This is a genomic window from Vibrio sp. 1249-1 (assembly GCF_033340495.1).
Window position 1 is genome coordinate 1 of record NZ_JAWOWJ010000430.1, and the last position, 760, is coordinate 760.

Consider the following 760-nt stretch of genomic DNA (forward strand, 5'->3'; position numbering starts at 1 on the left):
CATACCCCTTCCGATCCAATTGTTACTCTAGAGGAACTGAAAAAGTGCGACGGTCTAGCGTTCGGTAGTCCCGTTTGGTTTGGCAATATGGCAGCACCTTTAAAGCACTTTTGGGATCAAACAACCCCTTTGTGGGTTAGCGGTGACTTAATCGATAAGCCAGCTTGTGTATTTACCTCATCATCTTCGATGCATGGCGGTCAGGAGACCACACTTCAAAGTATGATGACACCATTACTGCATCACGGGATGATGGTACTTGGTATTCCTTACGCTGAACCAGAGCTGCATTCGACCCAATCTGGTGGCACGCCCTACGGTGCCAGCAGTGTAGGACACGAACCAAGTCTCACAGCGGAGGAGACTCGCCTGGCACAACAATTAGGTAAACGACTAGCAACAGCAGCGTTAAAGCTCAAAGCTTGTCACTAATACCAGTATTAATAATCAGTAGAATTGGTATCAATTCAAGGATAGAGAATCGATGTCTGACTCTTTCGAAGAACAACCACCTCTTGGTGCTCAAGCAAAAACGTATCGCTACCTCGCTTTGTTCGGCAACTTAGCTTTATTAGCATGGGTCGCGATTTGGCAACTCGCTTTATCTCCTCACCCACATCTGAGTAGCACAACACTCGCGATTGCATGGTGTATTCCGTTATTGCTACCATTACCTGGCATCTTAGCGGGCAAACCTTACACGCATGCATGGGCGCACTTTGTCTTGATGCTGTATTTCTTGCACGCTCTCACTATCTTG

General features: G+C 47.1%; 2 protein-coding genes. Both read left to right on the plus strand.

Features of this window, described 5'->3' with window-relative positions; genetic code table 11:
• Window positions 1-432: NAD(P)H-dependent oxidoreductase (locus R7Z50_RS26815; protein ID WP_318149659.1), on the plus strand; the 432-nt coding region annotated here is incomplete at its 5' end.
• A gap of 52 nt (window positions 433-484) precedes the next feature.
• A partial coding sequence (locus tag R7Z50_RS26820) for a DUF2069 domain-containing protein (RefSeq protein ID WP_318149660.1) occupies window positions 485-760 on the plus strand: 276 nt, incomplete at its 3' end.